27 protein-coding genes and 1 pseudogene are annotated in these 25278 nt (G+C 64.2%); 20 read left to right on the top strand and 8 right to left on the bottom strand.

Annotated elements, in window-relative coordinates:
* The first annotated feature begins 62 nt into the window (after window positions 1–62).
* On the top strand, window positions 63–620 hold the full coding sequence (locus ACKFR8_RS11770; RefSeq protein ID WP_408930168.1) for a TetR/AcrR family transcriptional regulator: 558 nt from the start codon (window positions 63–65) through the stop codon (window positions 618–620).
* Here the strand turns inward: ACKFR8_RS11770 and ACKFR8_RS11765 are convergent.
* Together ACKFR8_RS11765 and ACKFR8_RS11760 are read right to left on the bottom strand one after the other, a co-directional pair.
* Window positions 617–1666 carry a hypothetical protein gene (locus ACKFR8_RS11765; protein WP_408930167.1) on the bottom strand — a complete coding sequence of 350 codons (1050 nt, stop codon included), beginning with the start codon at window positions 1664–1666 and terminating at the stop codon, window positions 617–619. The two genes, ACKFR8_RS11770 and ACKFR8_RS11765, sit on opposite strands and share 4 nt — an antisense overlap.
* Window positions 1659–2153 carry an RNA polymerase sigma factor gene (locus tag ACKFR8_RS11760; RefSeq protein WP_296133560.1) on the bottom strand — a complete coding sequence of 165 codons (495 nt, stop codon included), beginning with the start codon at window positions 2151–2153 and terminating at the stop codon, window positions 1659–1661. Before ACKFR8_RS11760 ends, ACKFR8_RS11765 begins: the two co-directional genes overlap by 8 nt.
* Before the next feature lie 136 nt (window positions 2154–2289).
* Between ACKFR8_RS11760 and ACKFR8_RS11755 the strand changes: the two genes are divergently transcribed.
* Together ACKFR8_RS11755 and ACKFR8_RS11750 are read left to right on the top strand one after the other, a co-directional pair.
* Window positions 2290–3330, top strand: a complete 1041-nt coding sequence (locus tag ACKFR8_RS11755) for a ribonuclease HI (protein ID WP_306507146.1) — start codon at window positions 2290–2292, stop codon at window positions 3328–3330.
* A gap of 37 nt (window positions 3331–3367) precedes the next feature.
* Window positions 3368–3829, top strand: a complete 462-nt coding sequence (locus tag ACKFR8_RS11750; RefSeq protein WP_296133565.1) for a hypothetical protein — start codon at window positions 3368–3370, stop codon at window positions 3827–3829.
* A gap of 27 nt (window positions 3830–3856) precedes the next feature.
* On the opposite strand, the gene ACKFR8_RS11745 is transcribed toward ACKFR8_RS11750, so the two are convergent.
* Window positions 3857–4324 (bottom strand): YdcF family protein, encoded by a 468-nt coding sequence (locus ACKFR8_RS11745; RefSeq protein ID WP_408930166.1) that lies wholly within the window; start codon window positions 4322–4324, stop codon window positions 3857–3859.
* Between the two features lie 31 nt (window positions 4325–4355).
* Between ACKFR8_RS11745 and ACKFR8_RS11740 the strand changes: the two are divergent.
* Window positions 4356–5250 (top strand): annotated as a pseudogene (locus ACKFR8_RS11740) (ribokinase).
* On the opposite strand, the gene purE reads toward ACKFR8_RS11740, so the two are convergent.
* On the bottom strand, window positions 5251–5751 hold the full coding sequence (purE, locus tag ACKFR8_RS11735) for a 5-(carboxyamino)imidazole ribonucleotide mutase (RefSeq protein ID WP_296133571.1): 501 nt from the start codon (window positions 5749–5751) through the stop codon (window positions 5251–5253).
* Between the two features lie 30 nt (window positions 5752–5781).
* On the bottom strand, window positions 5782–7050 hold the full coding sequence (locus ACKFR8_RS11730; RefSeq protein WP_408930165.1) for a 5-(carboxyamino)imidazole ribonucleotide synthase: 1269 nt from the start codon (window positions 7048–7050) through the stop codon (window positions 5782–5784).
* On the opposite strand from ACKFR8_RS11730, the gene budA reads away from it, so the two are divergent.
* Window positions 7036–7767 (top strand): acetolactate decarboxylase, encoded by a 732-nt coding sequence (gene budA, locus ACKFR8_RS11725; RefSeq protein ID WP_306507142.1) that lies wholly within the window; start codon window positions 7036–7038, stop codon window positions 7765–7767. The two genes, ACKFR8_RS11730 and budA, sit on opposite strands and share 15 nt — an antisense overlap.
* On the opposite strand, the gene ACKFR8_RS11720 is transcribed toward budA, so the two are convergent.
* Complete coding sequence (locus tag ACKFR8_RS11720) at window positions 7745–8185, bottom strand: hypothetical protein (protein ID WP_408930164.1); 441 nt, start codon at window positions 8183–8185, stop codon at window positions 7745–7747. The genes budA and ACKFR8_RS11720 overlap by 23 nt on opposite strands.
* A 338-nt stretch (window positions 8186–8523) precedes the next feature.
* Entirely contained in the window at window positions 8524–9399 is an 876-nt protein-coding gene (locus tag ACKFR8_RS11715) for a biotin--[acetyl-CoA-carboxylase] ligase (RefSeq protein ID WP_408930163.1), read from the bottom strand.
* Window positions 9400–9487: 88 nt separating this feature from the next.
* Between ACKFR8_RS11715 and ACKFR8_RS11710 the strand changes: the two genes are divergently transcribed.
* The 15 genes from ACKFR8_RS11710 to ACKFR8_RS11640 all read left to right on the top strand — a co-directional run bounded on the left by ACKFR8_RS11710 (window position 9488) and on the right by ACKFR8_RS11640 (window position 23992).
* Entirely contained in the window at window positions 9488–10480 is a 993-nt protein-coding gene (locus tag ACKFR8_RS11710; RefSeq protein ID WP_296133581.1) for an ABC transporter ATP-binding protein, read from the top strand.
* 118 nt (window positions 10481–10598) lie between these two features.
* On the top strand, window positions 10599–11882 hold the full coding sequence (locus tag ACKFR8_RS11705) for an ABC transporter substrate-binding protein (protein WP_296133582.1): 1284 nt from the start codon (window positions 10599–10601) through the stop codon (window positions 11880–11882).
* Window positions 11883–12009: 127 nt separating this feature from the next.
* On the top strand, window positions 12010–12987 hold the full coding sequence (locus ACKFR8_RS11700; RefSeq protein ID WP_408930162.1) for a carbohydrate ABC transporter permease: 978 nt from the start codon (window positions 12010–12012) through the stop codon (window positions 12985–12987).
* Window positions 12984–13805 (top strand): carbohydrate ABC transporter permease, encoded by an 822-nt coding sequence (locus ACKFR8_RS11695; RefSeq protein WP_408930161.1) that lies wholly within the window; start codon window positions 12984–12986, stop codon window positions 13803–13805. Before ACKFR8_RS11700 ends, ACKFR8_RS11695 begins: the two co-directional genes overlap by 4 nt.
* Window positions 13805–13990 (top strand): hypothetical protein, encoded by a 186-nt coding sequence (locus tag ACKFR8_RS11690; RefSeq protein WP_296133585.1) that lies wholly within the window; start codon window positions 13805–13807, stop codon window positions 13988–13990. The genes ACKFR8_RS11695 and ACKFR8_RS11690 overlap by 1 nt, the downstream gene beginning before the upstream one ends.
* On the top strand, window positions 13987–15489 hold the full coding sequence (treS, locus tag ACKFR8_RS11685; RefSeq protein WP_408930160.1) for a maltose alpha-D-glucosyltransferase: 1503 nt from the start codon (window positions 13987–13989) through the stop codon (window positions 15487–15489). The genes ACKFR8_RS11690 and treS overlap by 4 nt, the downstream gene beginning before the upstream one ends.
* 145 nt (window positions 15490–15634) lie before the next feature.
* Window positions 15635–17092 carry an integrase core domain-containing protein gene (locus ACKFR8_RS11680; protein WP_408929761.1) on the top strand — a complete coding sequence of 486 codons (1458 nt, stop codon included), beginning with the start codon at window positions 15635–15637 and terminating at the stop codon, window positions 17090–17092.
* A gap of 382 nt (window positions 17093–17474) precedes the next feature.
* On the top strand, window positions 17475–18764 hold the full coding sequence (locus ACKFR8_RS11675; protein ID WP_408930159.1) for an inorganic phosphate transporter: 1290 nt from the start codon (window positions 17475–17477) through the stop codon (window positions 18762–18764).
* A gap of 12 nt (window positions 18765–18776) precedes the next feature.
* A complete protein-coding gene (locus ACKFR8_RS11670; RefSeq protein ID WP_408930158.1) occupies window positions 18777–19079 on the top strand; it encodes a hypothetical protein in 303 nt (100 codons plus the stop codon).
* A 291-nt stretch (window positions 19080–19370) separates the two neighbouring features.
* Window positions 19371–19622: a hypothetical protein gene (locus tag ACKFR8_RS11665; protein ID WP_306508189.1), complete on the top strand. Its 252-nt coding sequence runs from the start codon at window positions 19371–19373 to the stop codon at window positions 19620–19622.
* Window positions 19623–19722: 100 nt separating this feature from the next.
* Window positions 19723–21357 carry an acyl-CoA carboxylase subunit beta gene (locus ACKFR8_RS11660; RefSeq protein WP_408930157.1) on the top strand — a complete coding sequence of 545 codons (1635 nt, stop codon included), beginning with the start codon at window positions 19723–19725 and terminating at the stop codon, window positions 21355–21357.
* Window positions 21358–21448: 91 nt separating this feature from the next.
* A complete protein-coding gene (locus tag ACKFR8_RS11655; RefSeq protein WP_408930156.1) occupies window positions 21449–22750 on the top strand; it encodes a carboxyl transferase domain-containing protein in 1302 nt (433 codons plus the stop codon).
* A gap of 7 nt (window positions 22751–22757) precedes the next feature.
* Window positions 22758–22952: an acyl-CoA carboxylase subunit epsilon gene (locus tag ACKFR8_RS11650; protein ID WP_296133443.1), complete on the top strand. Its 195-nt coding sequence runs from the start codon at window positions 22758–22760 to the stop codon at window positions 22950–22952.
* A gap of 10 nt (window positions 22953–22962) precedes the next feature.
* Entirely contained in the window at window positions 22963–23559 is a 597-nt protein-coding gene (locus ACKFR8_RS11645; RefSeq protein ID WP_408930155.1) for a Maf family protein, read from the top strand.
* Between the two features lie 10 nt (window positions 23560–23569).
* Window positions 23570–23992 carry a DUF3151 domain-containing protein gene (locus tag ACKFR8_RS11640; RefSeq protein ID WP_408930154.1) on the top strand — a complete coding sequence of 141 codons (423 nt, stop codon included), beginning with the start codon at window positions 23570–23572 and terminating at the stop codon, window positions 23990–23992.
* 79 nt (window positions 23993–24071) lie between these two features.
* Here ACKFR8_RS11640 and ACKFR8_RS11635 read toward each other — a convergent pair whose 3' ends face one another.
* Window positions 24072–25130 carry a DUF4282 domain-containing protein gene (locus ACKFR8_RS11635; RefSeq protein WP_408930153.1) on the bottom strand — a complete coding sequence of 353 codons (1059 nt, stop codon included), beginning with the start codon at window positions 25128–25130 and terminating at the stop codon, window positions 24072–24074.
* Window positions 25131–25278 lie beyond the last annotated feature (148 nt).

Raw genomic sequence — 25278 nt, 5'->3', positions numbered from 1 at the left:
CACCTGTCAAGCAGCTGCACGGTATGCTAATCACCATTAGCTAGCACAGGAGGGACCCCGCCGTGGCCAACCAGAAACGTCGCGACCAAATCGCCGCCGCCGCGCTCGACCTCTTCGATCAGCGCGGCTACCACGCCACGGGCATGGAGGACATCGCCAAAGCCGTCGGCATGCGCGCCTCCAGCCTCTACAACCACTATTCCTCCAAGCAGGAGCTCCTGGCGGAAGTCACCATCACCGCCATGGAGGACCTCCTCCGCGCCAACGCCGCGGGCCTGGCGGGATTGCAGGATCCCCGCGAGAAGCTCGTGGCCACGATGAAGGCCCACGTGGTCTACCACGCCACCTTTGCCCGGCGCGTGCGCGTGGTCAACAACGAGCTCACCAACCTGGAAGAACCCCACAAGTCGGTGGTACTCCAGCTGCGCCGCGATTACGTGGCGCGCTGGATGTCCGTGGTCAATGCGGGCAACTTCCACGCGGAGAACTTGAAGATTGCCTGCTGGGCGCTCATTGATATGGGCATCGGCGTCGCGCAATGGTTCTCCCCGGACGGCGATTACACCGCCGAGGAGTTGGGAGACATGTACGGCCAGTTCGCCCTGCGCCAGCTCACCTAGGGCGCACAGCCTATCGGCTGCTCCTCTTCGCGGCCGTCCGGGTACTGCACGCGCACGCGAGAGTAGACCTCGGTATTGTAGCCGCACGCCATGCGCTTATCGACGACTACCTTGACCTTCTCCTCACTAAACTCCCCCTCCGCGCAGTTGGGGTCGCAGTTGTTCTCGATTGCCTGCCCCTCCGCTTCGGCGGCGTCCGCACCCCAGTTGGACCACTCGAGCTGGTTGACCAGATAGTTGTTGTCGCCGCAGGCCAGCGAGATGCGGTCGGGGCCTTCCAGGCCGGTAACGGAGACGCAGTCCAGGATGGCGGTGGCGTCGATGGTGGTTTCCACCCCCGGGCCCACGAGCCCGACCACGCGCACGAGCTGACCGGTGGCGGGCAGCACGGAGAAGCTGACGTGGTCAGCGTCGCGCAGCACGGTGACCAGTTGATCCTCGCCCTCGCCGTCGACGGTGCCGACCTCGTTGCCTTCGGCCTCTGCCAGCATGTCGTAGGCAATCTTTTGCTGTTCGCTGCTTAGCCCCGGTTGGAGCAACAGCTCCAGCGCACCAAGCGCGCGGTTGGGAAAGCTATCCGCCAGCCTGTCCAGCCCGGCGCGGTCGGTGGCGATGACAAGGTCCTCCGGGTTCACCGTCGGCTGGGGGTCGAAGCCGGGAACCTCACCCTGGGAGGTCACTTGCACGGCGCCGCCGGCGTCCACGGAGTATTCGGTAACCGCAGTGGCGTCGCCGAGTGTGTCCACGCGCTTCATGTACTCCTTGGCGGTGACCCCCTTGTCCGCGGCGTCGGGGCGTGCTGCAGCGGACTCTCCCGCCTGGGTCAGGATTTCCGCGGCGGAGGCCACCGGCTCAGAATGGTTGAGCAGGGGCACTACCCCGCCCACCAGCGCGAGGGCGAGGATGGCGGCAGCGGCGATAGTCCACGTGGAGCGGGGCCGGGTGATGCGGGCGAGGGTGCGCTCGGAGTGGTCCCGGGAGACGTCGGAAAGCGTGGCGTCGGGGACTGGATTGGCGGCGCGAAGCTGGTCAAGAGAGTTAGGCATCGAAGTCTCCTGTGAGTTCGGACAAGTGGGTACGGGCGCGGTGGAGGCGGACGCGGACGTTGCTGCGGGAAATGCCGAGGACCTCGGCGATCTCCGGGTGGTCGAGCCCCTCCCAGGCGTGGAGGGAGAGGATTTCCTGATCGGGGTAGGACAGGCGGAGGAAGGCCTCGGAGATGTCGAGGCTTAGGTCGATGGCGTCGTAGCCCGCGTAGGACTCGAGCTCATGGTCGTCGAGGTTCTCGGTCTCCCGGCGGGAGCGGTAGAACTCGCGCATCACGTTGCGGGCAATGCCGTAGAGCCACGGCAGCGGCGTTCCCTCGAGGGAATCGAAGCGGGTCCAGGCGCGCTCGAAGACGTCGGCAGCCAGCTCCTCGGCATGACTTGGGGGCACGCGGCGGCGCAGAAAGGCCAGGACCGCCGGGTAGTGCTGGCGAAACAGGCGGGAAAACTCCCGCTTGCGCGCGCCAGGCAGGGTTAGGACAGACACTAATCATCTCCAGAATTCTGATGGGCTCGCTGAGTATGTGGCAGCTTTCCGGTCAGCGTTACAGCCTTTCACTAATCCTCCCAAAGATATGGCCCACTCTGGGTCCACGGCCACTGCTGATGGTTTACTAGTAGGGATGGAACCACTCGAGCTCTCTGCCCTTACGGGCACCCAGTCCCGCACGTACGGCACGCGCAAGATCACCGCGGACATGGTCTCGGCGCCGGTGCACGTGGCGATCGCCCTGTGGGACGAGCGCTGGGACTCAGCGGAGGGCGGGACTGTCGACGGCTGGGTGATCGCCGTCAACACCAAGAAGACCCGCTTCGTGCGCAAGGGCCAGATCAAGAAGGGCGATATCGTCGAGGTGGCGGTGCGCGAGTTTGAGAAGGCCACCAAGGGGCTGCGCGGCCGCAAATGGATTGTTACCGGCCGCCGCCAGGCGGGTCTGCGGGCAGCGCTGGAAAAGCGCGGCTACACGGTGACGGGCAGCTTTGCGGAGGAGAATAGGGCGTCGAAAAGCGCTAGCTCCGTGCGCCGCAAGCAGGCCGGGCTGACCGCGCGCCGCGCCAAGAAGGAAGGCGAGGCTCCCCGCAAGAAGCAGGCGGTCAAGGTGGACACGCCTAAGGCGCACTGGTGGCCAAACTTCGCCACGGCGTCCTCATGGCCGGAGGAAGCCACGGTCCGGATTGCCACGGATGCCTCCTCGGATACGGTCTTCAAGGGCTCGATGTGCTTCGTGGCGGGCAACGGCGACTACCGCCTGCGTACCCGCGAAACCACCGCGAGCACCGACGAGCTAGAGCTCGAATCCCTCACCCTGGCCTTAAAATACCTGCTCAAGGTGGGCGCTGAGAAGGCCATTATCGAATCCGACTCCGTGGCCGCCCTCGAGGCCGTGCAGCAGATCCGCACGAAGGGTTCGAAGGCGGTGCGCTCCCGCGGGACCTGGCGCGGGCTATCTTCCGGCTCGCGTTCGCGCTTTCAGCAGGCCTGGAACGACATCGACGGCGTGTGCGACGTGACCATCCGCCGCGTGCTGGGGCACGCGGGCGACCCGCTCAACCGCGCCGCCGACCAGATCGCGTACATGGGGCTGCGGGCCATCGCGCACCCGATGAAGCAGTCCCGCGCCACGTTGATGGAGGGAATCTCGAAGGCGTTATCCAAGCTCTAATTCGGGTTATGGCCGCGGGTGTCCTACGGTAGAGCGTATGACCAATCCCTTTGACTCAAATCCGTTCGAGGAGCCGGCCGATTCCTACCGCGGCCGCGGGGCGAATCCCTTCGCGGAGCCGGCCACGCCGAACTTCAAGTCCGAGTCGCCCACGTCGCACGAGCGCTCTCCCTTCCAGTCCGGCGCCGTTGAGCCGACGCCGAACTACCTCACCGAGCCCCAGGCGGACCCGCAGCAGGCGGCACAGCCCGCCGCGCCGCAGGAGGGCAAGATCCACCGCTTCTCCGTGGTCAAGGCCTTGCTGAGCGGCTTGCTCCTCTTTTTCGGCCTGTCCACTCTCATCGACGGCAACGTGGCCCAGGCAATCGGCTGGGCCATCCCCGGTGCGTGGTATTTCTTCAAGTCCTACCAACAGAAGCAAAACCCCACGACGCCGCAGAAGCGCCACTGGGTGGCCGTGTGGATCGTCGCCATCCTGTTCCTCATTATCGGCGCCTAGGCTTAAGCTCTATTCGCTCTGCACGCACTAGCGGGACCATCGGTGGGCCGCGCGCCGCCAGGCGATGCGCGCCACGGAGTGCGGCGTAGCGCCCACTTCGCGCACGTAGTTCCAGCCGCGGTCAGCCGCGGGGGTGGGCACGCCGTGCACGCGCACGCGAATGCCCAGGTGCCACGCCCACAGGCGGGTGCGCAGGGCGTGAAAATCATTCGTCACGACGCGGAAGTAGCGGTAGTCCGGGCAGAGCGCGTGGGCGCGCTCGAGGTTCTCGTTCGTGCTGGTAGCGAGGGGCTCGACGATGATTCGGGCGGGATCCAAGCCGCGGGAGATGAGATAGCGGGCCATGGGCTCGGCCTCGCCGAAGCCGGACACGATGACCGGCTGATCCGGCATGAGGCGCGCGGCGACGAGTGCTCGGTCGAGCCGGCTGCGCAGGAGGGAGCCGGGCTCGCCGTCCACCACGCGCGCCCCCAACACCAGAACCGGAAACTGCATGCCCGCAAGCATAGCGTGCATACTGGGCAGCATGAACATGTGCGTAGTCGGGTCCATCAACGCTGACCTCGTGGTCCACACCGCGCGCCATCCCCAGCCGGGCGAAACGCTGCTGGGCCACGGCGGCGAGATTTCCGCCGGCGGCAAAGGGGCCAATCAGGCGGTGGCGGCCGCGTTGCAGGGAGCGGCGGTGAGTTTTGTCGGCGCCGTGGGCAGCGACGCCTATGCGGAACCAGCCATGAATTACTTGCGCGCCAGCGGCGTGGATGTGGCGCATGTGGACGTCACCGACGAGGTCACGGGGCTGGCAGTCATCACCGTGGACCAGGAGGGCGAGAACACCATCATCGTGGTGCCGGGGGCCAACGCGCTTGTCGACGCCCCCTTCGTCTCCTCCCATTCCTCCCCCATCGAGACAGCGGATTCTGCTCCTGATGCAGGGCGAGATTCCCGCCGAGGGTTTCGCCCGCGCCGTCGCGCTGGCCCGGGGCCGAGTGGTGGTGAATCTAGCGCCGGTGGTCGAGGTGGACGCCGAGGCGCTGCTGCGCGCCGACCCGCTGCTGGCTAACGAGCACGAGGCCGGCCTCATCCTGGAGCAGCTGGGTCAGCGAAGCGACGGCTCGCCGGAGGAGCTTGCGCAGCGTTTGAGGGAAGCCGGCTTTAACTCGGTGGTTCTCACGCTGGGCGCACGCGGCGCCCTCGTCGCCGAAGGGACCAACCTCGTGGCTGTCCCCTCCCCGCAGGTCACGCCCGTTGATACGACCGGCGCCGGGGATGCCTTCGCGGGCGCACTATGCGCGCGATTGCTCGAAGGCTACGCCCTCGTTGAGGCCGCCGCCTATGCTGCACGCGTCGGAGCGTTCGCTGTGACTGGGGCTGGAGCGCAGGCCTCATACCCCGATGCCACTGATAAGCTGCCGCGCTAATTACTCGCCGAGGAGCTTCGAGCGGAGATTCTCGTCTTTCTTCTCCACCTCGGCGGCCATGTTCTCCTGGTAGGCGGCCATCTTCTCCACCAGAGCGGGGTCGCCGGCGGACAGGATGCGCACGGCGAGCAGACCGGCGTTCTTCGCGCCACCGATGGAGACGGTGGCCACCGGCACGCCGCCGGGCATCTGCACGATGGACAGCAGGGAGTCGAGGCCATCCAACTCCTTGAGGGCACGCGGGATGCCGATGACCGGCAGCGGCGTGGCCGCGGCGACCATGCCCGGCAGGTGCGCGGCGCCGCCGGCGCAGGCGATGATGGCCTTGAGCCCGCGCTCGTGCGCGGACTTGGCGTAGGCCAGCATCTTCTCCGGGGTGCGGTGGGCGCTGACCACGCCGACCTCAAAGGGAACGCCGAATTCGGCAAGCACCTTGGCGGCGGGTTCTACCGTGGGCCAGTCCGAGTCCGAGCCCATGATGAGTCCAACGAGCGGTTCCATAACTTGTCCTCCTTAGTTGGCTTAGTTGCCTTAGTTGCTAGCCCACTGCGCGTGGACGAGGAAGTGGGCGGCGTCGCGCGCGATGCGGCGGGTCTCATCGGCATCGTCGCCGGTGACGTTGACGTGGCCGATCTTGCGGCCGGGCTGGTGGTCCTTGCCGTACAGGTGGACCTTGGCCTCCGGGTAGCGCTCCATGACGGCGCGCACGCGCTCCGGCATCGGCATATCCGGGTCCTCGTCTGCGCCCAGCACGTTGGCCATGACCGTAATCGGGGCGAGCGGGGTGGTCTCCCCCAGCGGCAGGTCGAGCACTGCGCGCAGGTGCTGCTCGAACTGCGAGGTCACGCCCCCGTCTTGGGTCCAGTGGCCGGTGTTGTGCGGGCGCATGGCCAGCTCGTTGACGGCGATGTCCTCCTCCACCACCATGCCGGGAGCACCGGAGGCGGAGGCGAAGATGGAGCCGGCGTCCTGCTCGGCGGCGAAGGCAAAGAGCTCGACGGCCAGCACACCGGTGACTCCCAGCTCGGTGGCAATCTGGATGCCCACCTGGGAGGCCCGCTCCGCCAGCTCGGGCGAGAGGTTCGGGGCCGGGGCACAAGCCTCGGCGCAGATGCCGTCGCGCTGCACGGACTCAGTGATGGGCCAGGCCCTGACCTCGCCGGAGGGCCGGCGCGCCACCAGGACCGACAGCTCGCGGGTGAGCTGGACTTTTTCTTCGGCCATGAGCGGCGTTGAGGCGTCGAGAAGCTCCTGCACCAGCGGCTCCAACTCCTCTGCGGAGGGGAACCACACGCCGTGCCCGTCGTAGCCGCCGCGGCGGGCCTTCAGGCACACGTTCCCATTGACGCGCTCCGCAAAGGCCCGGGCATCCTCCACCGAGTCGATGGCGGCAAAGCGCGGCACCGGCGCGCCCAGTTCCTCTAGCTTCTGGCGCATGAGCAGCTTGTCCTGCGCATACAGAAGCGCCGAGGGCTGCGGCTGCACGTTGTAGGACGCGGCGATGAGCGCCTCCACGTGCTCGGTGGGGACATGCTCGTGCTCGAAGGTCAACGCGTCCGCGCCTGCGGCGGCACGGGTCAGCACCTCGTAGTCGTGATAGTCACCAAGCACGACATCCGGGATGACCTGAGCGGCGGACTTGTCCGGCGAGGAGGCCAGCACCCGCAGGTGGATATCGAGCTCAGCGGCGGCCGGCTGCATCATGCGCGCGAGCTGGCCGTCTCCGTAAACAGTAACGATGGGTTTGTGTTGTTGACTCACCCCCTCAATACTAGCCTTGAGGGCATGATTGTTCGGCATACTATCTTTCAGAACTCCCTCATGACCGCCCTGCTGGACGGCATTTACGACGGCGAGATGACTATCGGCGAACTCCTCGGCAAAGGCAACTTTGGCCTCGGCACCTTCGATGCGCTGGACGGAGAGATGATCATTCTCGACGGCGTGTGCTACCAGCTCCGTGGCGACGGCACCGCCACCGTGGCCAGCCTCGATCAGAACACCCCCTTCGCGGTGGCGACGAACTTCGTCCCCCGTATTAAGGTGGCCGCACCGAAGGGCCTCAAGCGCAACGAGCTTTCCGCCTTCATCGATGAGCTCGAGCCCTCCGCCAACTACATGTACGCGGTGCGCATCACCGGCCGCTTCAGCGACGTGGTCACCCGCACGGTAGTCAAGCAGTCGAAGCCCTACCCGCCGATGGCCCACGCGGTGGGCGGCGATAAGGAGCTGCGCTTTACCGACGTCGAGGGCGTCATCGGCGGCTTCCGCACCCCGGTCTTTGAGAAGGGCATTTCTGTGCCGGGCTGCCACGTGCACTTCATCGACTCCGACCGCACCTCCGGCGGCCACGTGCTGGACTACACCATCGACGAGGCCACGATTGAGCTGTGCCCGGGCACGGACCTCGAGCTGCGCCTGCCGCTGACCAACGAGTTCGGTGCGGCGAACCTGGCTCCGGAGGATCTGGACTCGCAGCTGCACACCACGGAGATCAAAACACCGCCGGCTCAGTAAGAATCTCCTCAATCCGCTTGGCCTTCGGCACGGCTGGGAAGTACAGGGGGCGCTCCCAGCCATGCAGGGCCAGCGAGATCCCGCCGCGGCGCCGGCGGGCCCCGCGGATATCGGTGAGCGGAATCGAATCGACCCGCTTCCCATCGCGGGCAATAACGCGCAGGTTGGTCACGATAAACCGCTTGCGCCGCGCCTTCACCAGCGGCACGATGAATCGCCACGCCGCCAGCAGCGCCCACACCGCGACGAGCCCGTTGCGCAGCGCTAGCTCGACGCCGTTGTAGTCGCACCAGCCGATGGCAATCCAGCACACGCCGGTGATGACGATGAGCTCAAGAAACGGGAAGAGCAACGTGCGATACGGCGCCGTCATATCCGCGCGCACCACTTCGCCGCGGCCCATCTGCATGAGGTTCATGGGGCTCATGATACCCACCCGCTCACAGGACGTGTGCAGCGAACATTCTTCTCCACGCCGACATCCTGTCCACCACCGTCCTCGAGCTCTACAGCATCAACGACACGACTCGGGTCAGTGTCCGCGCTAGGCGCCGAGCAGCCGCCGCAGATAATCCCGACGCCCGCCAAGCCGACATCACTAATGGTGAGAGCTACATCTTCTCCGTCAACGGAAACGACACCGAGGCCGCCGCAGGCGAACCAGGAGCGCCGCCGCGAGGACCGCGAGAACGGTGCCACGGACAGTGCGACAAATGACGCCTAACTCACCTACGTACTACTACGTATTAAAAGGCTCTACTGTCCGGCCGGGCGCAGGTGGATAACGTCGCCGGCGGAGTAGTACTCGCCGCCGACGTTGATGCGGCCGTCGTCAGCCACACCCTCGACAGTGCCGGTGACATCCCCGGCCGGGGCCTCGAGGCGGACCTCCTGCCCGATGGAGGAGCACACCGTGCGGTAGTCCACCATGAGCTGCGGATCCTGTTGCTCCCACTGAGTGATACGGCGGCGCAGGTTCTTCAGCACGGTAATCGCCAGCGCGGTGCGGTCGGTTTCGCGGCCCTCCAGCGCAAGCGAGGTGGCGGCCTCGATGGGCAGTTCCTCACGCGTCAGGGTGACGTTGATGCCCATGCCGACGACGACGCGGGCCGAGGGCGGGTTCGCGGCCTGGGTCTTAGGCGCGACCTCTGCCTTGGATACCTCGGCCTTGTTGATTTCCGCCTTCGAGACCTCGGCCTTAGAAACCTCGGCCTTCGACACTTCCGTCTTCGGCGCGGACTTGAACGCCTCCCCCACCGGGCCGGCTTCGGCCAGGATGCCGCACAGCTTCTTGCCGTCGATGTGGACGTCGTTGGGCCACTTGAGCACCGCTCCCTCGACGGAATCGGTCACAGCCAGGCCGGCAGCCAAGGGCAGGGTTCCCAGATGATCCAGCGAATCCGGGAGGATAAGCGCGGAGAAGATGAGCTGCGAGCCGGCCGGGCTAACCCAGTGGCGGCCCAGGCGGCCCTTGCCGGAGACCTGCTCATTGGTGAGCAGGACGGTGCCATCGGCCACCTTGTCCGCCTGCATGAGGTCGGTGTTGGTGGAGCCAGTGGACTCGGTGTAATCGATGACGGCGAAGTCATCCTTGAGAGCTTCGCGGATTCGGTCCAGATCAAGAGCTGTCATGGTCCCCGATCGTACTAGTGCGGCACATGGCCGCTGAGGGATGGCCATCCGCCCGCAGTGCGTCCCTGCTGAGTGTTAGGGTTGCTGCATGGCAAAGGTCACTTTTGAGAATGTCGGCATCACCTATCCCCACGCTGACAAGCCCACGGTCACAGACCTCAACCTGGAGATTGCGGACGGCGAATTCCTCGTCCTCGTCGGCCCCTCCGGGTGCGGTAAGTCCACCACGCTGCGCGCACTGGCGGGCCTGGAACCGGTCTCCAGCGGACGCATCCTCATCGACGATAAGGATGTCACCGGCCTGGAGCCGGGCGAGCGCGATATCGCGATGGTCTTCCAGAACTACGCCCTCTACCCGCACCTCACCGTGGCGGAGAACATGGGCTTTTCCCTCAAGCTGGCCAAGCGCCCCAAGCCAGAAATCAAGGCCAAGGTGGAAGAAGCCGCGCAGACCCTGGGTCTCACGGAGTACCTCAAGCGCAAGCCAAAGGATCTCTCCGGCGGCCAGCGCCAGCGCGTGGCCATGGGTCGAGCCATTGTGCGCGAGCCCAAGGCTTTCCTCATGGATGAGCCACTGTCCAACCTCGATGCCAAGTTGCGCGTGCAGACCCGCGCGGAGTTGGCTAGCCTCCAGCAGCGCCTGGGGACGACCACCGTCTACGTCACGCACGACCAGGTGGAGGCCATGACCATGGGTGACCGCGTGGCGGTGCTCAAGGATGGGGTGCTCCAGCAGGTGGCCCCGCCGCGCGAGCTGTACGATGCTCCGGCGAATGAGTTCGTGGCGGGCTTCATCGGCTCGCCGGCCATGAACATCTTCGACTACAACGGTGGGCGCATCGGCGTGCGCCCGGAGAAGATGTATATCAACAAGGGCCCCATCGGCTTCCCGGGTGTCGTGGACTTCGTCGAAGAGCTCGGCGCCGAAGCCTTCGTCTACGTCATGGTGGGTGAGCAGCGCTTTGTCGCCCGCGCCCAGGGTGATGTCCCGCAGCGTGGGGACGACGTGGTGCTGAGCTTTAGCCCGCGAGAAGCACACCACTTTGACCCCGAGACGGGCAATCGAATCGAGAAAAACTAGCGTGCAGAGGGGTAGTTTCACCCCCGCCGCGTGTGGAATATGCGTCAAAACCTCGTGCGATGTGGTGGTGATCCCCTAGTTTTAAGTCACCAGAAGTTTTCCGAAAGGTGAATACTCCATGAAGAAGTCCTTCCTCCCCGCCCGCGCCGTCCGCCGCGGGGTTGTTGTCACCACTGCCGCCTTCGCCCTGACGCTGGCCGGTTGTTCGTCGAGCGACGAGGGAGCACAGTCCAACGCTGGCTCCGAAGCCGGGCCCGTAGACGGTACCGGTCGCGGCCCCATCACCTTTGCCATGGGTAAGAACGACACAGACAAGATCACGCCGATTATTGAGGCGTGGAACGCAGAGCACCCGGACGAGAAGGTTGAGCTCAAGGAGCTCGCCGGCGAAGCAGACGCGCAGCGCGAAACCCTGGTCCAGTCCCTGCAGGCAGGCAATTCCGACTATGACGTCATGGCGCTCGACGTGGTGTGGACCGCTGACTTCGCCGCCAACCAGTGGCTCGCCCCGCTGACCGGTGACCTGGAGGTGGACACCTCTGGCTTGCTGGAGCCCACTGTGGAATCCGCCACCTACAACGACACGCTGTACGCCCTGCCGCAGAACACCAACGGCCAGCTGCTCTACCGCAACACCGACCTGGTGGACAAGGCTCCGGAAAAGTTCGCCGACATTGCTTCTGCCTGCGAGGCCCTCAAGGAGGACACCTCCTGCCTGACCACGCAGCTCAAGCAGTACGAGGGCCTGACAGTCAACACCGCCGGCTTCATCGAGGGCTGGGGCGGCGAAATCCTGGATGACCAGGGCAACGTCACCGTGGACTCGGACAAGTCCAAGGAAGGCCTGCAGGCGCTGGTTGATGCTTACAAGGACGGCACCATCTCCAAGGATTCCACCGCCGCCACGGAGGAGGAAACCAACCTGGCCTTCACCGAGGGCAAGACTGCCTTCGCCATCAACTGGCCGTACATGTACACCAACGCCAAGGACAACGGCGTGAAGTTCGAGGTCCAGCCGCTGGTGGGCAAGGACGGCGGGGGCGTGTCCACGCTGGGTGGCTACAACAACGGCATCAACATCAACTCCGAGCACAAGGCCACGGCTTTGGACTTCATGAAGTTCGTCATCAACGAGGAGAACCAGAAGTCCTTCGCGGAAGCCTCCTTCCCTCCGGTACTGGCCTCCATTTACGACGATGAGTCCCTGGTGGAGCAGTTCCCGTACCTGCCGGCGCTCAAGGAGTCCCTGGAGAACGCCGCGCCGCGTCCGGTCTCCCCGTTCTACACCGCCATCTCCAAGGCCGTGCAGGATAATGCCTACGCTGCACTGACCGCGGACAAGTCCGTCGACGATGCAACGAAGGACATGAAGGCCGCCATCGAGGCCGCAGCCCAGGGCTAGACCCGTGAGCTGACTAGGGCGCGAGTAAGTCCACAGGACTTGCCCGCGCCGCTGGCGTTTTCCGCCCACACGGATCAGCAGACCTCCACTTTCCCACATCCCTTCTTAAGAGAAAGGCAGGAACCGCATGGCTGGATCGACGCGTACCGCGCAATCCCGCAAGCATTACCTGCAGGCCGCCGGGCTCATCGCACCGGCGCTCATTGCCCTGGCCATCGTCATTGGCTACCCCATCGTCCGCGCCATCATGTTGTCCTTCCAGGGCAATAAGCGGCTCAACCCCACCACCGGCCTGTTTGAGGAAGGTGCGTTCGCCGGACTGGACAATTACCTGTACTGGATTACCAACCAGTGCATGTCCACCACTGGCCAGGCCACCACGTGCCCGGACGGTGTCATCGCCACAGACTTCTGGCCGGCACTGAAGATCACGCTCTTCTTCACGGTGGTCACCGTGGTGCTGGAGACCATCCTGGGCATGTTCATGGCGTTGGTGATGAACGGCGAGTACCGCGGACGCGGTCTGGTCCGCGCCGCCGTTCTCATCCCGTGGGCCATTCCCACCGCGGTGACGGCCAAGCTCTGGCAGTTCATGTTTGCCCCGGAAGGAATCGTCAACTCGCTGCTGGGCACCCACATAGCGTGGACCACGGATCCGTTCTATGCCCGCCTCGCCGTCATCATCGCGGACGTGTGGAAGACCGCGCCGTTCATGGCGCTGCTCATCCTGGCCGGGCTGCAGATGATTCCGCGGGACGTCTACGACGCCGCCCGCGTCGACGGCGCCTCCCGCGTCCAGACTTTCTTTAGCATCACGCTGCCGCTGGTCAAGCCCGCGCTCATGGTGGCCGTGCTCTTCCGTACGTTGGACGCGCTGCGCATGTACGACCTGCCGGTCATCATGATTTCCAGCTCCTCTAACTCGCCGACGGCCACGATTTCCCAACTCGTGGTGGAGGACATGCGTCAGGGCCACTTCAACTCGGCCTCCGCGCTGTCCACCTTGATCTTCCTGCTCATTTTCGCCGTGGCCTTTGTCTTGGTCCGCTTCCTGGGCGCTGACGTCTCGGGCCGCAACCGCATGAAGAAGGAGAAGAACTCATGAAAAAGCTGGGACACTACCTAGGCATCCTCTTCATCATGTTCTGGGGGCTCGCCCCCTTCTACTGGATGGTGGTCACCGCCCTGCGCAGCAAGGACCACACCTTTGACACCACGCCGTGGCCCACGCACGTGACCCTGGATAACTTCCGCGATGCACTAGCCACGGACAAGGGCAATGACTTCCTGGGGGCGCTGGGCAACTCGCTGCTTATCTCCCTGCTTACGACGGCGGTGGCGGTGCTCATCGGCGTGTTCACCGCCTATGCCTTGGCGCGCTACGACTTCCCGGGCAAGGGCATAGTCACCGGCATCATCTTGGCCGCGTCGATGTTCCCAGCCATCGCGCTGGTCACCCCGCTGTTCCAGCTCTTTGGCAACCTGGACTGGATTGGCACCTACCGCGCGATGATCATCCCGAACATCTCCTTCGCGCTACCGCTCACGGTGTACACGCTGCTCAGCTTCTTCCGCCAGCTGCCGTGGGAGCTAGAGGAGGCAGCCCGCGTGGACGGTGCTTCCCGGGGCCAGGCCTTCCGCCTCGTGCTCTTGCCCCTGGCGGCCCCGGCGCTGTTTACCACGGCCATCATCGCGTTCATCACCACGTGGAATGAGTTCATGCTGGCCAAGCAGCTGTCCACCACCGACACCGAGCCGGTCACCGTGGCCATCGCTCGCTTCTCCGGGCCGTCCGCCTTTGAGTACCCGTACGCCGCCACCATGGCGGCCGGCGCGCTGGTCACCATTCCCCTGATCATCATGGTGCTCATCTTCCAGCACCGCATTGTGGCCGGCCTGACCGCCGGAGGTGTCAAGGCCTAATGCGCCGCGCACTGCTCTGGGACACCGCGCTGGGATTCGTCGGCTTCTTCGCCGCCCTGTCGTTGCTGCAGGCAGTACTCAACCTGTTCGCCCCCTCCCCCGCCATCTGGCCGGGGCTCCTCGCCGGAGCGCTGTGCCTGACGGAGTACCTGCTGTGGCGGGCTAAACGGAAGGATCTTCGATGAGCTGGTACACCAACGCCATCTTCTACCAGGCCCTGGTTGGGTCCTACAAGGACACCGCCGGCCAGGGCGTCGGCACGCTGCGCGGGGTCATTGAGAAACTGGACTACCTGAAGTGGCTGGGCGTCGACTGTCTCTGGCTCTCCCCCTTCTACGCCTCCCCGCAGCACGATGACGGCTACGACATCGCCGATTACTACTCCATCCACCCCGACTACGGGACGATGGAGGACTTTGAGGAGCTGGTCCACCAGCTCCACGCCCGCGGCATGAAGCTCATGACGGACCTGGCGTTCAACCACACCTCGAGTGATCACCCGTGGTTTGAGGCCTCGCGCACCGATCCGGACGGGCCCTACGGCGACTACTACGTGTGGGGCGACGATCCGCAGCGCTACCCGGAGATCCGCATCATCTTTACGGACACGGAGACCTCTAACTGGGCCTGGGATCCGGTGCGCAAGCAGTACTATTTCCACCGCTTCTACTCGCACCAGCCAGACCTGAACTACGACAACCCCGCGGTCCACGAGGAGGTCTTCAAGGTCCTGTCCTTTTGGCTCGACAAGGGCGTGGATGGATTCCGCCTCGATGCCATTGCCTATTTGTATGAGCGCGATGGCGTGGGCGGCGAGTCCCTACCGGAGACCATCACCTTTGTGGAGAAGGTGCGCAGCTTCCTCGATGACAACTACCCCGACGCGGTACTCATCGCGGAGGCCAATCAGCCGCCGGCGGAGACCATGGAGTTCTACGGCAGCGGCAACCGCTTCCACATGGTGTTCAACTTCCCCGTCATGCCGCGGCTGTATCAGGCGCTGGCGCTTGGCGACGCCACCCCGGTCTACGACATCATGTCCGCCCTCCCCGAGCTTCCCCAGGGCTGCCAGTGGGGAACCTTCCTGCGCAATCATGACGAGCTGACGCTGGAGATGGTTGACGACACCCAACGCGAGGTCCTCTACCGGCACTACCTGCCGGACGAACAGATGCGCGCACACGTGGGCATTGCCCGGCGCCTGGCCCCGCTGCTGGGCAACGACCACCGCCAGATCGAGCTGTTCTACTCGCTGCTCATGACTCTGCCCGGCGCGCCCTTCTTGTATTACGGAGACGAGATCGGCATGAACGACGCCCCGGAGCTACCGGACCGCGATGCCGTGCGTACGCCCATGCAGTGGGAGCCGGGAGCGGGCGCGGGCTTTAGCTCTTCCGAACACCCGCGCCGCCCCGTCGTCGGCGGCGCCGGGGTGTCCGTGGCGGAACAGCTCGCGGAGGAGGACTCACTTCTGAACCGTCTGCGCGGCCTCATTCAGCAGCGCAAGGCCCATCCGGAGCTGGGAACCGCGCCCTTCGAGGCCGTGGAGACTGGGCACACCGGTGTTCTGGGCTACCAGCGCGGCGAGCTGCTGTGTCTGCACAACTTCACCGACCAGCCTGTCGATCTGGGGCCGGTGGAGCTGGGCCCCTACGGATATGCGTGGCTCCCGGTAGAGGTGTAGCTTCTCGCCAGAGGTCTAGTTCAGGTCTAGCCCTTTTCTAGCCCTTTTCTGTGATGTCTAGCGACATTTTGGACACGGAGTCCAGGATGTTTTTGGACGGGATGTCTAGTGGCTTTTTGGACGTTTGCGGCGGTGGAATAGCCGGATGGCTATTCCATTGCATAAGCGTAGAAAGGTCGCAGATTTCGATCCCGTTCGTGACGGCAAGACGGTCACACAGTTTTGCAAAGAATTGGGAATCTCGCGGCAGACGTACCACAACATCAAAAGCCGGATAGCGCAGAAGGGTCGGGCAGGCATTGTGCCGGATTCGACTGCCCCGAAGAATCCGATTAAGAAATTCCACGAGGCCGACAAAATCGCAGTCGTCCACGCCAGGCAGGAGTTGATGGAGCAAGGCTTGGATTATGGGCCTTGGTCGATCTACTACTTCTTGTTCGACACTGTAGGTCCAGATTCCACACCGTCGCGTTCTACAATCGCCTCGTGGCTTCATGAGCTGGGATTCGTTGATGCCAACGCCCGCAAACGGCCACGCAGCTCCTATAAGCGCTTCGCCCGCGCTCTCGTCGGTGAACTCTGGCAGATCGATGGACTGGTCTATCGCCTCTTTGACCACGCCCACACACATGTCACGATTTACCAGGTTATCGATGATGCCAGCAGGTTCGATGTCGGAACCACAGCGTTCGCTCTGCCAGAAAACGGTACTGATGCGCGCGCTGTGCTGGCCGCAGCGTTCGCCGCCTACGGCAAGCCCCAAGAAATCCTTTCCGACAATGGCGATGCGTTTGCCACCTATCACCGTGGTTTTCTCTCTGCTACTGAAACTTGGCTCGCCAGCCAAGGCGTTCTTGCTATTGCTGGTTTCGCCCCGACAACCCAGGGAAAAGACGAGCGCTCTCACCGCACGTTGACCCAGTTCCTCGATGCACGCCACCCAGTTAGCCTTGCTGAGGTCAACGCCTATCTGGCTGAATATCGCCAGGTGTACAACGAGCGACGACGGCATCAATCACTGCTGGTCGGCAAAATGCACATCACACCACGCCAGGCTTTCGATACCTTCCCCAAGGCACCGTCGCCTACGCATCCACTCGATCCTGAGCAGGTCTGGGCCCGCGTAGTCGCCTACAACCAGGCTCACAATCCACACGCTGTACCCGAAATGCTAAACGGCCCCGTGGAAGCGGCAACTTCACACGAGGCCAGCACCGATGACATGGCAGCTCAGCAGGGCATACCTTCCACCGATACCCCCACACTAACGGTGCCGACGACAAATTCAACAAACCATTGGGGCATCCCAGACCAGCTCTGCGTGAGCAAAGATGGCGTTGTACGCGTGTGCGGCTTCGGTCTCTACATTGGTCTGAGGTTTAAAAACCGCAGGCTCTACTCCACGGTCACAGCCGATAACGTTGCGGAGTTTTACACGGCCCATGACGGTGAATTCCTCTTCAGCGTGCCGCTGCCAATCACGTTGAGCCACAGGCCACCAGGTGGCCAGATCAACATCAACCTCGTTGAAGGAATGAAACATCGCCAACCACCGCGGATGAACCCGAAACTATCCAAACCCCGGCCGAAACGCAGGCCATAACCATAAACCGCTAGAAGTGTCCAAGAACTCCATGGATTCCGTGTCCAAGAAGACACCGGACTCCATGTCCAAAAACCCTATGGACATAACATTTCTAGCCCTTTTCTGGTGACGTTGGTAAACAACTCATGAACAATCCATGTACTACACCGTAACTTTCGGACGTTTTACTACACTTTATGACCAATTAGCCAAACATAATTAGGATTTTCGCAGGTCAACATCGTTAACCTAACAATTGTCTAAGCACCTTTTCGAGACTAGTGTTTCGAGACTAGTGTCTAGCGCGGTTAGCACGCAGTCGCCGCACCTTCCCACACGTGCCCGGCACGCTGACCCCTCTTTGCAGATTATTGCCCTAGTCCTGAAAGGGATCACGCTCGTGTCAGCGACACTTATCATCTTGGCCATCGTGGTCATCACGGCACTGGCCTTCGACTTCACCAACGGCTTCCACGACACCGCCAACGCCATGGCGACGTCGATCGCCACCGGCGCCCTGAAGCCTTTTACCGCCGTTGCCATTTCCGCAGTCCTCAACCTCATCGGCGCATTCCTCTCCGTCAACGTGGCCGCCACGGTGGCCAAGGGAATTGTCAACCTTGATCAGTACGACGTCTCCGTCCCCGCCGACGGCGACGCCCTCCTGATGGTCGTCTTCACCGGCCTCATCGGCGGTATTTCCTGGAACCTGTTCACCTGGCTCCTGGGCATGCCGTCTTCTTCTTCCCACGCCCTGTTCGGTGGTCTTATCGGCGCCGCCTTCGCAGCGCTGGGCACCGGCGGCGTGGCCTGGTCCTCCATCGCCGGCAAGATCATCATCCCGGCCATCGCCTCCCCGTTCATCGCCGCACTCGTGTCCGCTGCTGGCACCGCGCTGGTGTACTGGGTGACCAACACCATCCCGGACAAGGTCAAGAACGAGCACTTCCGCCACGGCCAGATCGTCACCGCCTGCCTGGTCTCCCTGGCGCACGGCACCGGTGACGCGCAGAAGACCATGGGCGTTATCTTCCTCGCCCTCGTTGCTGCCGGCGAGGCCAACGCTAATTCCCGCATCCCGACCTGGGTCATCATCGGCTGTGCCGTGGCCATCGCTGCCGGCACCATGTCCGGCGGCTGGCGCGTCATCCGCACCCTGAGCAAGGGTCTCGTGGAGATTGAATCCCCGCAGGGCATGGCCGCAGAGGCCACCTCCGCCGCCATCATCCTGACCTCCGCCACCGGCGGCATGGCACTGTCCACCACCCACGTGTCCACCGGTTCCATCCTGGGTACCGGCCTGGGCCGCAAGGGCGCCAAGGTCCGCTGGGGTGTTGCCATGCGCATGGTGGCCGCCTGGCTCATCACCCTGCCGTGCGCCGCATTCGTCGGCTTCGTCACCTGGTGGATCGCCAACGGCGTCGGCGCAGCCACCAACACCATGGTCGGCGCCATCGTCGACCTGCTCATCCTGCTGGGCATGGTCGCCCTCATCCTCATCCGCGCTCGCCGCAACCCGGTTGATGCCAACAACGTCAACGAGGACTGGGACGAGGACTCCGAGTCCGTTGACTCCTCCATGTCCCGCCGCGAGAAGGTTGCCGCCGGCGTGCCGGCCGGCAACTCCCCGGGCGCCGCTCACGCCGTCAACGATGTGGTCAAGGACCACACCGCCCTCAAGGACAACTAAGGATCCTCCATCATGACCGCACTGGAAATTGTCACCGCTCTGTTTCGCGTGGCTGCCCTGGCACTGACCTTCGGTGCTGGCATCCCGCTCCTGTTCGCCTTGGGCATGCGCTGCATGACCGGCGACCCGATCCGCAACACCGAGGGCGTCGTCATTGATGACACCCAGGCTTCGACCCAGATGAAGGTCTTGGGCTGGACCGTCTACGCAGTTCTCGGCCTCTTCATCCTCCTCGCCATCACGTGGATTGCGAAGGATTCCATCGCCCACTACATCGGCTGGGAGCCCTTTGCCGGAATCGCCGGCGGCCACTAACCGCCACCCGGCCCACACAGCCGGAATCCACCCCCTAGGACGGCACTGTCGCACCGCGCGACGGCGCCGTCCTTCGGCGTTTTCCACGCCCGCTGCGCCAGCCAATCACCCACCGCCGACAGAGAGCCATAGCTCTCAAGTGACGTACGCAACAGGAAACCAAAGTGAACAAAAAGTTAACTACTACTGAAATCCATGTAGCGTTTTGCGGCTTTGGGCGATATAGTTGGTGAATCCCAACGGTACGGAACCCCGTACCATCCCTACAAGAGACAAGAGAGGTGAGCACTAATGAATGCCATTTCCGGATTTTTCTCCGCTATCACCAACACGTTCAAGAGCGCCACCGGTACCGGTCTTGACACCATTACCGCTGCGCCCATCGCAGCCCAAGTAGCCGAGGACCTGTTCAACCACGACCTCGTCCCCGCCACCCGCAACGATGTCGAAGAGACCTATGCCGCCCTCACGGGCGACTTCCCGCGCGAGGGCGACCTTGCAGAGGTTGAACTCTTCCTGATGGACTTCGGTTGGCTGGCATAAGCCACGTCAGACACTCCCCGCACGGCCCGCGCCGCGCGGGGCTTTCTTTATCTACCATGCCCTCCTAGCCGCTACACACCAGCCAGATACACTCAGTTCCATGAACCACAGTAGCCCTACCAGCACCGCCAGCACTGCCAGGACTGCCAGGACTGCTGCCAAGGTTGCTGAGCTGGAGAGGCGTCGACAAGCAGCGGCTCACCCCGTAGGACCCGAAGCGCACGCGAAGCTCCACGCCCAGGGCCGCCTCACCGCGCGCGAGCGGGTGGACTATCTCCTGGACCCTGGCTCCTTCGTGGAAACGGGCATGCTGGCCGTGCACCGCACTACTGACTTCGGGATGGACAAGAAGCGCCCGGTCACCGACGGCATCATTACCGGCTGGGGGACCATCGACGGCCGCGAGGTCTGCATCTTCTCCCAGGACGGCACCGTCTTCGGCGGTGCGCTGGGAGAGGTCCACGGCGAGAAGATGATCAAGGTGATGGAGCTGGCCATCACGTCCGGGCGTCCCCTCATCGGCCTCTACGAGGGCGCCGGCGCGCGCATCCAGGACGGTGCGGTCTCCCTGGATTGGATTGCCCAGACCTTCTATCAGAACGTGCAGGCCTCCGGGGTCATCCCGCAGATTTCGGTCATCATGGGAGCCTGCGCCGGCGGCAATGCCTACTCCCCGGCGCTGACTGACTTCGTGGTCATGGTGGACCAGACCTCTCGGATGTTTATCACCGGCCCCGACGTGGTCAAGACCGTCACCGGTGAGGAGGTCACCCAGGAGGAGCTCGGCGGTGCTCGCATGCACATGGCCGACGCCGGGGACTCGCACTACACCGCCACCAGCGACGAGGACGCCCTGGACTGGGTGCACGACCTGCTGGCCTTCCTGCCCGCCAACAACCGCGAGTTCCCACCAGTCGAGCCCGTCGAGGGCCCGGATGACGAGCACGGCGCAGAAGCCGCGGGCCAGCACGTGCTGGATGAGCTCATCCCGGACTCCCCCACCCAGCCCTACGACGTGAAGGCGGTCATCGAGGCCCTCACTGACGACGGCGATTTTTTGGAGCTCCAGGCCGGGCGCGCTGAAAACATCGTCACCGCCTTCGGCCGCATCGAGGGCCACACCGTGGGTTTTGTGGCGAACCAGCCGCAGGTGCTGGCCGGCTGCCTCGACATTGCCTCCTCCGAGAAGGCCGCGCGCTTCGTGCGCACGTGCGACGCGTTCAACATCCCGCTCGTGCTGCTTGTCGACGTCCCCGGTTTCCTCCCCGGTGCCGAGCAGGAACGCGACGGCATCCTGCGCCGCGGCGCCAAGCTGCTCTACGCCTATGGCGAGGCCACCGTCCCCAAAATCACCGTCACGCTGCGCAAGGCCTACGGCGGCGCCTACTGCGTCATGGGTTCCAAGGGCCTGGGCGCGGACGTCACACTGGCCTGGCCCACCGCCCAGATTGCGGTCATGGGGGCCGCCGGCGCCGTCGGCTTCCTGCACCGCAGAGAAGTCCAGCACGCCCGCGACGCAGGTCTAAGCGACCACGACCTGGCTGACCTCGTGGCTTCCTTTGAGCGAGAGTACGAAGACCACATGCTCAACCCCTACCGGGCCGCGGAGCGGGGGCTTATTGACTCCGTCATTGACCCCTCCGAAACCCGCAGCACCATTGCCAAGAGCTTGCGGTTCTTCTCCGACAAGCGCGTGTCCCGGCCTGCTCGCAAGCACGGCAATATCCCGCTCTGAATCCCACTCTGATCGGCACGCCTCAAGTCTTGTGCCCGCGCTGTATTAGACTAGTGAGCCATGACTGACTTGAAGACGACCGCTGGCAAGATTGAGGATTCTGAGCTCCAAGCTCACTGAGTCCCGCGCGCCGCAGGGAGACGTCCCGGCCGCCCGCAGCGCCATCGAGGCGCTTTTTGACGCCGGCTCCTTCGTGGAGACCGATGCGCTGGCCCGCCACCGCTCCACCGAGTTCGGCCGCGAGCACATCCGCCCCTACACCGACGGCGTAGTCACCGGCTACGGCACCGTGGATGGCCGCAAGGTCTGCGCCTACGCCCAGGACGCTTCGCTTTTCGACGGCACGATGGGTGAGGTCTACGGCGAGAAGGTCACCAAGCTCTACGACCTGGCAATCAAAACCGGCGTGCCCATCGTGGCCCTCGTCGCCGGCGATAAGCCGCGCGCCCAGGAGGGCATTGTTTCCTCCGCCATGCAGGCGCGCATCCTCGCCCGTGCCACCACGGCCTCCGGCCTCATCCCGCAGGTCACCGCCGTCTACGCCGACTCCAAGGACGCCTCCTTGGTCGCCGCGCTCTCCGACGTCGCCATTGCCCCCGACGGCGACCTGACGACGGAGGGTGAGCACGAGGTGAACGTCGCCAAGCGCGTGCTGTCCTACCTGCCGTCCAACAACCGCGCCGCCGCCCCGCGTACCGACGCCACCATCGTGGCCGGCTCCGTCGAGGACAACATCAACGACGCCGACCGCGCCCTGGATTCCCTCGTGGGCGATGACGGTGCGGTCGATCTGGCAGACGTGGTCACCGCCACCTGCGAGGACGTCTACGAAATCGGCGCACGCGTCGAGGGTGTGTTTACCGGTTTTGGCCGCATCGAGGGCCGCACGATCGGTATTGTGGCCAACCGCGGCACCCTGGACGCCGCGGCGGCTTCCAAGGCCGCGCGCTTTATCCGCCTGTGCGATGCGTTCAACACCCCCATCGTCGAGTTCGTCGACGCCCCCGAGCTCACCGTGGAGAAGTCCGCACTGGCCAAGCTCGTGCATGCCTACGCGGCAGCCAGCGTGGGCAAGATCAGCGTCATCGTGCGCCGCGCCCTGGGCACCGGCTACATTGCCTTCGGCTCGAAGGAGCTCGGCGCGGACCTGTCCTACGCCTGGCCCACCGCAGAGATTGCTGTGGCGGACGCCGCTGCTTTGGCCGCCGAGCTGGAGCTGAGCGAGGACGAAGCCGCGCAGTACCTCACCCCGTACCAGGCTGCGGAGCGCGGCCTGGTGGATTCCGTGATCACCCCGGCGGCCACCCGCGGTTCCCTGGTTGAGGGGCTGCGTTTGCTGGACCGCAAGATCATCCCTACCCTGCCGAAGAAGCACGGCAACATCGTTCTCTAGAGGTTTTATGACTACTCCCCTATTCACTGTGCTCCGCGGCAATCCCACCGACGCGGAGGTGGAGGCGTTGAACTCCGTTCTCAAGCAGCTCGACTCGGAAGCCCGCGCTAAGGCTGCCGACACGCGCTCCGCGCGCGACCTGTGGGGCCAGCCGGGCGACGTGTTCAACCCGTCCGCCTTCCGCAACGTCCGCTACTACTAGGCCGCTAACGATGCGCATAGTTCTGGCCTCTCAGTCCCCCTCCCGCGCGTCGATCCTGCGCGGCGCCGGCGTGGAGCCCACCATCGCCCCAGCACACGTGGACGAGCGCGCCATCGAGTCCTCGCTGGAGGGGGCTTTCCCGGCGGAGATCGTGTGCGCCCTGGCTACCGCCAAAGCGGAGGCCATCGCGCCGGAGTACCCCGACGACGTCGTCGTGGGTGGCGATTCCATGCTGCTTCTCAACGGCGAATTGCAGGGCAAGCCCCACACCGAGGCCGCCACGGTAGAGCGCTGGCGCGCCCAGGCCGGCCGCACGGCCGAGCTCATTACCGGCCACTGCGTCCTCTTCGGTGGGCAGCGCTTCGAGGAGGCCTCCCGCACCACGGTGCACTTTGCCGAGGCGACCGAGGCCGACATCGCCGCCTACGCCCGCACCGGTGAGCCCCTCGAGTGCGCCGGGGCTTTTACCTTGGAGGCCATCGGCGGCTGGTTCATCGACCGTATCGAGGGCGATCCGTCCTCCGTCATCGGCTTGTCCCTGCCGGTGCTACGCCGCGCGCTGTATTCTTTCGATCTGTCCGTGTCATCTTTCTGGCAATCCCGCTAGGGTGTGTCCTATGGAAATGAAAGACATGCTTGCACCGAAGCCCATCGAACTCCCGGAGGATCCGGGGGCGAGTGCCACCGACGATCTGCAGGCAGGCATCGTAGCCCACCCCAATTCGCCACTGCTGTGGGCGCTGCTGGCGGAGAAGGAGCTGGCCCGCCTGCGGGAGGACGAGGCCCTGCCGACGGCCTACATCACCGCGTATGCCTATGCCCGCACCGGTTACCACCGCAGCCTCGACCGCCTGCGCGCCAATGGCTGGAAGGGCTGGGGCCCGGTTCCCTACTCTCACGAGCCGAATCAGGGCGTTCTGCGCGCCATCGCAACCCTCGCGCATGCCGCGCAGGCTATCGGCGAGGATGACGAGTACGACCGCCTACGCCAGATGCTTTCCGACGCTTCACCGGACGCCGTCGCCGGTCTCCTGGACTAACCCACCACAACCACAAATCCCGCGGTCCTCTCGAAAGAGGCCGCGGGATTGCGCTTATGTGCGGAAGCTACGTCTGACGCTACTTGGTCGACGTCTTCTCGCCCTGCTCCACCAGCTGGGAGGTGTTCTGCGCGGTGCGGATGTTCGCCACGAAGAATTCCAGGACAAGGCGAACTCCGATGACGTAGAGCAGGTACTGGATACCGCCCAGAATCAACGTCAGGAAGAAGGCCAGGAAGCCGAGCAGGATGCTGTCTGCGAAGGCCGACAAGGAGAAGAGGACGGTGACTGCCCAGAAAATGGCGCCCAGGATGACGGTCAGGATGTAGATGAAGGACGCGAAATCCAGGGTGATGAAGTTCTTGAAGGAGAAATCAAACAGGGCCTTAAAGAAGCCCCCACCCTTGTTGGCCTGTCCAGCCTGGTTGTTCTGCTGCGGGTACTGCTGCTGGTTAGCGGCACCTGCACCGAACGGGGCGACCTGCTGGCCAAAGCCCTGGGACTGGGAGCCGAAGCCCTGGTTCTGCTGAGCACCGAAGCCGTTGTTCTGCTGCTCCTGCTGACCAAAGCCCTGGGACTGAGTCTGGGTCTGGGAGCCGAAGCCCGAAGACTGCTGCTCCTGCTGGTAGCCGCCGAAGCCAGAGGACTGAGCGGTGGACTGGTTGTAGTCCGGCTGCGCGCCGAAAGTCTCGGTCGGCTGCTGGCCAAAGCCCGAGCCCTGCGCCGCAGTGCCCTCGTTGGAGGTGCTCTGGGGGCTGGAGTAATCGTCGGAGTAGTTTCCGTAGGAGGAAGAGGAGGAAGCCTCAGAGGCGGAGGAGGAATCCGCGGACTCGGACGCCGGGACGGCGGATGCAGAGTCGCCGTAGCTACCCGCAGAGGAGGCGGACTCCTCAGCGGCGTGGGAGTCGGTGGAGCCCTGGGCGGAGTTGTCGCCGTAGCTGCCGAAACCGGAGTCCTGGGAGGGGGAACCAAAACCGGACTGGCCGCCCCAGCCGAAGCCCTGATTGGAGGAGGAATCAGCCGAGGAGTCAGCGGCAGAATCAGCAGAGTGGTTCGGGGTGTAGTCGGAGCCGAAGCCGCCGCCGAAACCGTTGTTGTTGTTTTCGCCGTTCTCGCCGAACTGGTTGGGGTTCGTCATGTGCTCGGTAGTCCTTTCATAGAGAAATCTAGGAGAGCAGTTGTGTGTACCAGTCTCAACGTACCTGAGATCCCTTTCACTGGCAGCACGGTTTGGGGACTACGCCCCAAAACGGGGAATCCCCCTCACCACACACTGGTTTTAACAA

The organism is Corynebacterium axilliensis, assembly GCF_046097495.1.
GTDB lineage: Bacteria > Actinomycetota > Actinomycetes > Mycobacteriales > Mycobacteriaceae > Corynebacterium.
Note: the sequence above shows the minus strand (reverse complement) of the source record. Positions and strands in the feature narration are given on the sequence as shown.

Bases quoted from the DNA above. Each gene is read 5' to 3' on its own strand.
- ACKFR8_RS11705 (WP_296133582.1), top strand. From the start codon at position 10,599: ATGAAGAAGTCCTTCCTCCCCGCCCGCGCCGTCCGCCGCGGGGTTGTT.
- ACKFR8_RS11765 (WP_408930167.1), bottom strand. From the start codon at position 1,666: ATGCCTAACTCTCTTGACCAGCTTCGCGCCGCCAATCCAGTCCCCGAC.
- purE (WP_296133571.1), bottom strand. From the start codon at position 5,751: ATGGAACCGCTCGTTGGACTCATCATGGGCTCGGACTCGGACTGGCCC.
- ACKFR8_RS11755 (WP_306507146.1), top strand. From the start codon at position 2,290: ATGGAACCACTCGAGCTCTCTGCCCTTACGGGCACCCAGTCCCGCACG.
- ACKFR8_RS11710 (WP_296133581.1), top strand. From the start codon at position 9,488: ATGGCAAAGGTCACTTTTGAGAATGTCGGCATCACCTATCCCCACGCT.
- ACKFR8_RS11695 (WP_408930161.1), top strand. From the start codon at position 12,984: ATGAAAAAGCTGGGACACTACCTAGGCATCCTCTTCATCATGTTCTGG.
- ACKFR8_RS11665 (WP_306508189.1), top strand. From the start codon at position 19,371: ATGAATGCCATTTCCGGATTTTTCTCCGCTATCACCAACACGTTCAAG.
- ACKFR8_RS11690 (WP_296133585.1), top strand. From the start codon at position 13,805: ATGCGCCGCGCACTGCTCTGGGACACCGCGCTGGGATTCGTCGGCTTC.
- ACKFR8_RS11715 (WP_408930163.1), bottom strand. From the start codon at position 9,399: ATGACAGCTCTTGATCTGGACCGAATCCGCGAAGCTCTCAAGGATGAC.
- ACKFR8_RS11640 (WP_408930154.1), top strand. From the start codon at position 23,570: ATGGAAATGAAAGACATGCTTGCACCGAAGCCCATCGAACTCCCGGAG.
- ACKFR8_RS11720 (WP_408930164.1), bottom strand. From the start codon at position 8,185: ATGAACCTCATGCAGATGGGCCGCGGCGAAGTGGTGCGCGCGGATATG.
- ACKFR8_RS11635 (WP_408930153.1), bottom strand. From the start codon at position 25,130: ATGACGAACCCCAACCAGTTCGGCGAGAACGGCGAAAACAACAACAAC.
- ACKFR8_RS11660 (WP_408930157.1), top strand. From the start codon at position 19,723: ATGAACCACAGTAGCCCTACCAGCACCGCCAGCACTGCCAGGACTGCC.
- ACKFR8_RS11670 (WP_408930158.1), top strand. From the start codon at position 18,777: ATGACCGCACTGGAAATTGTCACCGCTCTGTTTCGCGTGGCTGCCCTG.
- ACKFR8_RS11680 (WP_408929761.1), top strand. From the start codon at position 15,635: ATGGCTATTCCATTGCATAAGCGTAGAAAGGTCGCAGATTTCGATCCC.
- ACKFR8_RS11750 (WP_296133565.1), top strand. From the start codon at position 3,368: ATGACCAATCCCTTTGACTCAAATCCGTTCGAGGAGCCGGCCGATTCC.
- treS (WP_408930160.1), top strand. From the start codon at position 13,987: ATGAGCTGGTACACCAACGCCATCTTCTACCAGGCCCTGGTTGGGTCC.
- ACKFR8_RS11745 (WP_408930166.1), bottom strand. From the start codon at position 4,324: ATGCAGTTTCCGGTTCTGGTGTTGGGGGCGCGCGTGGTGGACGGCGAG.
- ACKFR8_RS11700 (WP_408930162.1), top strand. From the start codon at position 12,010: ATGGCTGGATCGACGCGTACCGCGCAATCCCGCAAGCATTACCTGCAG.
- budA (WP_306507142.1), top strand. From the start codon at position 7,036: ATGATTGTTCGGCATACTATCTTTCAGAACTCCCTCATGACCGCCCTG.
- ACKFR8_RS11730 (WP_408930165.1), bottom strand. From the start codon at position 7,050: ATGCCGAACAATCATGCCCTCAAGGCTAGTATTGAGGGGGTGAGTCAA.
- ACKFR8_RS11645 (WP_408930155.1), top strand. From the start codon at position 22,963: ATGCGCATAGTTCTGGCCTCTCAGTCCCCCTCCCGCGCGTCGATCCTG.
- ACKFR8_RS11650 (WP_296133443.1), top strand. From the start codon at position 22,758: ATGACTACTCCCCTATTCACTGTGCTCCGCGGCAATCCCACCGACGCG.